The following is a 5,329-nucleotide window of genomic DNA, read 5'->3' on the forward strand; positions in this document are numbered from 1 at the left end:
TCCTCGATCAGCGCGGCGCGCGTCGCGAACTCGGCCTCGTCGAAGTCCTCGAACTCCGCCTGCGACTTCTTGGCGTCGGCCGCCATCAGCTCGGCGAGCCGCGAGGGCGCGCTGCCGCTCGCCGAGAGCGCCGCAGCGACGGGGAGCGACTTCTTGCGCTGCCGCAGGTCGCTCCAGGTCTGCTTGCCCGTCGACTCCGGGTCGCCCCAGATGCCCAACAGGTCGTCGACGGCCTGGAACGCGAGCCCGAGGTGGTAGCCGTACTCCTCCAGCACGTCCGCCGTGCGGTCGTCGGCGCCGCCGAGCACGGCGCCGACCGAGGCGGCGCAGGCGAGCAGCGCCCCGGTCTTGTTCCCTTCCATCTCCAGGCACTCCTCGACGGTGACGACGTCGCGGTGCTCGTAGGAGATGTCCTGCGCCTGCCCGTCGATGAGCCGGCGGCTCGCCGTGGTCAGCCGCCTGGTGGCGCGGCCGGCCTCCGGGGTGCCGAGCTCCAGCAGCACCTCGTTGGCGAGCGCGAAGAGCGCGTCGCCGACGAGGATCGCCTGCGAGGGCCCGTGCACCTTCCAGACGGTGTCGCGGTGCCTGCGCTGCTCGTCCCCGTCCATCAGATCGTCGTGCAGGAGCGAGAAGTTGTGGACGAGTTCGACGGCCACGGCCCCGGGGACACCGGTCTCCGGCGACGCCCCCGTCGTCTCCGCCGAGAGCAGCGCGAGCGCCGGGCGCACCGCCTTGCCGCCCACCGACGAGGGGTTCCCCTCCGCATCGATCCAGCCGAAGTGGTAGGCGGCGACGGTGTCCATCGGCGGCGCGAGCCGGTCGACGGCCGCACGCAGGGCAGGGGTCGCAAGCGTGCGTCCGCGCTCCAGCAGCGCGGGGACGTCGGCGGTGTCAGCGGCCTCGGTGCCCTGGTTCACCTGGATCACAGGGTCTCCTCTGTCTTCTGTGCGGTCGGTCTCGGGTGCCTCGCCTCGACGAGGAGGGCGGTCGGTCGGGGCGACGGGCGCGCGGGACCGCTGTGTTCGGCGTTCACGCCACCGCCCTTCCCTCCGTGCCCGGCACCGGGTTGGCCTCGCCGGCCCGCCCGATGCCGCGGAGCGCCTCGCGGGCAGCGGCGGCACCGCTGCGCACGGCGGACTCCATCGTCGCCGGCCACCCGGTGTCGGTCCACGCGCCGGCGAGGTAGACGCCGGCGGCCCGCGTCCGCGGCCCGGGACGGAGTCGCCCGACGCCGGGTGCCGCGTCGAAGGTCGCGGTGCGCTCCCTGGTGACGAAGAAGTCCCGCACGCCCGCGCCGCGGGCGGCAGGCAGCAGCCGCTCCAGCTCGGGCAGGTACTTCGCGCGCAGCTCGGCGACGGGCGCGTCGATCTCCGCGCCCGCCGCCGACTGGGAGACCGCCACGTACTGGCCGCCTCCCGTGAGTCCCGAGGACGCCGTCCGGTCGAAGACCCACTGGACGGGGCTGCCCAGCGCCGCGAGGAACGGACGCCTGAGCACCTTGCGGTCGTAGACGACGTGGACGTTGAGGATCGGCGCCGTGCCGATGTCGAGGAGCGCGTCCGGCTCCGCGAGCGCCTGTTCGGGCAGCAGCGCGTGCGCCTCCCGCTGCGGCACCGCGAGGACGACGACGTCGGCGTCGAACTCCTCCGTCTCTCCCCCGTGCTCCACGACGACGCGGCGCCCGCCGTCAGATCCCGTGCCGAGTGTCCGCGCCTTCGCCCGCAGCAGCGTGCGGACGCCGGACTCCTCGAGCGCGGAGCGCGCCAGCCCGTCGTGGATCTCGCCGAGGGGCACCCGCGCCCAGCCGACGTCCGCGGCGCCCGGCGAGCTGAGCAGCCCCGTCTTGAAGACCTTCGCCGCGAGCCCCATCGAGGCGTGCTCAGCGTGCGCGTTGAGCGTGGCGACGCCCACGAGGTCCCAGAGCGCGTCGATCGCGCGCTCGCTCTGACCGTGCCGGTGCAGCCAGGTGGCGAAGTCGACGCCGTCGAGCGCGGGGTCGGCCGGATCGAGCCGGCGCAGCGCGAGCGCGGCACGCCCCACCGACGCCTTCTCGGCGAGGCTGAGGTGCGGATAGGCGGCGAGCCCCGGCACCAGGTGGAACGGTACCGGGAGCGCGACGCGGCCGATCCGCCCCGCGCGCGCCCGCGCCCGGCCGACGTCGAGGACGGGGATGTCGAGGCGACGCTGGAGCGGCGCGAGCGCGGAGGCGCCCAGCCGCTCCAGCAACCACAGGTACGCGGTGCAGCACCGCAGGTGCACGTGCTGGCCGTTGTCGACGGTGAGCGGTCCGGCGGCCGAGTCGCGCCGGAAGGAGAAGGCGAGGCCGCCGAGGCGGGGCCGGGTCTCCACGAGCGTGGTGCGCAGGCCCGCGTCGGCGAGCCGGAGTGCGGCGGTCGTACCGGCGAGGCCGCCGCCGACGACGACGGCGCTGCGCGCGCCCGCCGGCCTGCCCGTTGCCTCGATCATGCGTCCTCCCTCCGGCCTGACGCGGAGGCACGGCAGCGGGTTGCTTCCTCGCACCCGTGCGCGCGGGCCCTCACCTTCGCCCCCGCGCACTCTGCCGGGCGTCCCAGCCCGAGAGCCCGCGCGCGGCGACGTACGCCTTCTCGCGGGCCGGCAGCGAGACCCGGCCGCGCAGCACCGCGTGCGGGTCGGCCTCGATGCGGTCGAGGAGGCGGCGGTAGATGCCGGCCATCGCCGCGACGCAGGCGCCCGAGCGCCGGTCGAGCATCGGGAGGAGGCGGTACCCCTCCTCGAAGAGGCCGCGGGCGCGATGCACTTCGAAGTGCACGAGCCCGGTGAAGTCGGCGGCCGTGGACGGCGTCCGCGAGTGGAAGCCGTCCGCGCAGCCGAACTTCTCGAGGTCCTCGGCGGGGAGGTAGGTGCGGCCGTCCTCGGCGTCCTCGCGCACGTCCCTGAGGATGTTGGTGAGTTGGAGGGCGAGACCGAGCGTGTCGGCGTACTCGGGAGCGCGGTCGGCTTCCCGTGCGCCGGGCACGGTGCCGAAGACCCCGAGCGAGAGCCGTCCGATCGCGCCGGCGACGCACCGGCAGTAGGCCCGCAGCTCCTCCCAGGTGCGGTAGTTCTCGCCGCGGACGTCCATCAGCACGCCGTCGATGAGTTCGTCGAGCCCTTCGAGCGGCAGCGGGAAGCGCTGCGCCGCGTCGTTCAGCGCCACCGCGACCGGATCGGTGTCGTCGAGCGGCACCTGCCCGCGGCGGACGCGGTCGAGGACCTCGCGCGTCTCGTCGAGGCGGCGCTGCTTGACGTCGGCCGCGAGGGCGCCGTCACCGATGTCGTCGACGCGGCGGGAGAACGCGTAGAGCGCGGACATCGCCTGCCGCTTGGCCTCGGGCAGCAGCCGGATGCCCCAGGCGAAGTTCCGGGCCTGCTGCCCCGTGACGGCTTCGGAGTAGCGGTAGGCCGCGGCCACCTGGGGCGGCAGTTGCGCGTCGTGCGCGGCTCTGTCCACGTCCACTCACCCCTCTCTTCGCAGGCTCGCCGCGACCTGGCGCACGAGGCGGAGCCGGCCCGCGCGCGGTGGTCCGGACAGTACGTCGTACCGGGCGTCGCGCAGCGCACCGATGGCGGCGCGGCCACCGCCCGCGAACCCGGCGAGCAGGAGACGCAGCCGGCCGTGGACGCTGCGGACGAGCGGCGCCCCCTCGTCGAGGAGCCACTGCGCCCGGTCCGCCTCGAAGGCGATCAGCGCCCGGACGGAGGCGTTGGCGCTGGGTGCCGCGAGGTCGGCCTCGGTGACCCGGAAGCGCTCCATGTCCTCGGCGGGGAGGTAGATCCGATCGCGGGCGAGGTCCTCCGCGACGTCCTGGAGGTGCTCGACGACCTGGAGCGCCGTGCAGATCGCGTCGGACCGCTCCACACGTTCGGGCGTGCTGGTGCCGGTGACGGCGAGCACCAGGCGTCCGACCGGGTTCGCCGAGAGTTCGCAGTAGGCGAGGAGATCGGACCAGCCTGCGTAGCGGCGGACCTTCTGGTCCTGGCGGTTCGCCTCGACGAGGCCGAGGAACGGCTCGATGCCGAGCCCGCTGCGGTCGACCGCGGGGATGAGGGCCCGGAGCAGCGGGTGGCTCGGCGGGGGGCCTGCCGGGTCGAAGGCGCGGCGGAGGTCGGCCTCGAACGCGTCGAGCACGGCGAGCCTGTCGTCCGCGAGGTCGGGCGCCACGCCGAGGAGCGCGGCGTCCGCGCCGCCGGGGGCGAGGTCGCCGTCGCCGATGTCGTCGACGAGGCGGGCGAAGCCGTAGACGGCCATCAGGTCCTCGCGCCACGCCCGCGGAAGGAACCGCGGCGCCACCGGGAAGTTCTCGCGCGCGGCCTTGGCGAGCACGGCGCGCGCCTGCGCGTCCTCCTCCGCAGTCACCACGTACTGCCAGCAGCCATTGCCGTCACATCTCCGTTTCTACACCGCCGACCCAGAGCTTCCCATTCCGGACACGCCGCCGGAGCGAGCAGTGCGGACGCCCCGTGCGGGGCGTGCACCGGGGCAGGACGGAAGGGGTTGCGTTCGCCCGAGTTGCCGTGAATCAGCACCCGCCACAGCTTACGCCGTACGGCAACCCCCTGTGAGGGCGGGCACACGAGAAGGAACACCACGAGGGCACAGGCCTTTCTTCAGCCTCCGTGCGCCTCTCCCGAGGGCGCTTCGAGGATGCCTCGCAGCATGTCGTCGACGGTGCGGACGACGGTGGCGTCCGCCTGGACCGGGGGAAGGCACGAGAGGGGGCCGTCGAGGAGGAGCATCGCGACGCCGTGCACCGCGGCCCAGGCGCTCACCTCCGCGCCGGGGCGGCGCTCCGGCGTGAGGAGTCCGGCGGCGAGGAGCGCGTCCATGACGTCGGAGAGGAGGCGGAAGGCGCGGTCCTCCTGCCCGCCGATCTCCGGGCAGAACTCCTCCGCGGCGGCCGGGACTTCGGACCGGGCGGGCTCGGGAGAAGCCGCCGGCTCCACGTGGTGGCTGAACGCGGCGCGGAAGAGGCCGGGTTCGTCGAGCGCGAAGCGGACGTACGCGCGGCCCGCGGACCGCAGCCTGGCGAGCACCGACTCCCCGTCCGCGCCCGGATGGTCGGCACCCGCGGCCTCCATGCGGTCGGCGAGCCGGTCCAGGGCCTCGAACTTGACGGCTCGCACGAGGTCGCCCTGGCCGTGGAAGTGGCGGTAGGCGGCCGTCGGGGAGACGCCGGTGGCGCGCGCCGCGGCCCGTAGGACGACGGCCTGGGGGCCGCCCTCGCGGGCGAGCGCCGTCGCGGCCCGGATGAGCGCGTTGCGCAGGTCGCCGTGGTGGTAGCCGCTCCTGCCGGGAGCGGCGGGGCGG

5 protein-coding genes are annotated in these 5,329 nt (G+C 74.9%); all 5 read right to left on the reverse strand.

Features of this window, described 5'->3' with window-relative positions; all coding sequences use genetic code 11:
- A partial coding sequence (locus UWG_RS0114360; RefSeq protein WP_016907913.1) for a polyprenyl synthetase family protein occupies positions 1-926 on the reverse strand: 926 nt, incomplete at its 3' end.
- A gap of 103 nt (positions 927-1,029) precedes the next feature.
- Entirely contained in the window at positions 1,030-2,466 is a 1,437-nt protein-coding gene (gene hpnE / locus UWG_RS0114365; protein WP_016907914.1) for a hydroxysqualene dehydroxylase HpnE, read from the reverse strand.
- 70 nt (positions 2,467-2,536) lie between these two features.
- Positions 2,537-3,478 carry a presqualene diphosphate synthase HpnD gene (gene hpnD, locus UWG_RS0114370; protein WP_016907915.1) on the reverse strand — a complete coding sequence of 314 codons (942 nt, stop codon included), beginning with the start codon at positions 3,476-3,478 and terminating at the stop codon, positions 2,537-2,539.
- A complete protein-coding gene (gene hpnC, locus UWG_RS0114375) occupies positions 3,479-4,381 on the reverse strand; it encodes a squalene synthase HpnC (RefSeq protein WP_016907916.1) in 903 nt (300 codons plus the stop codon).
- 248 nt (positions 4,382-4,629) lie between these two features.
- The coding region (locus UWG_RS30075; RefSeq protein ID WP_016907917.1) for a TetR/AcrR family transcriptional regulator at positions 4,630-5,329 on the reverse strand (700 nt) is incomplete at its 5' end.

This window comes from Streptomyces xiaopingdaonensis, assembly GCF_000262345.1.
In the GTDB taxonomy this organism is placed as follows: Bacteria; Actinomycetota; Actinomycetes; order Streptomycetales; family Streptomycetaceae; genus Streptomyces; species Streptomyces xiaopingdaonensis.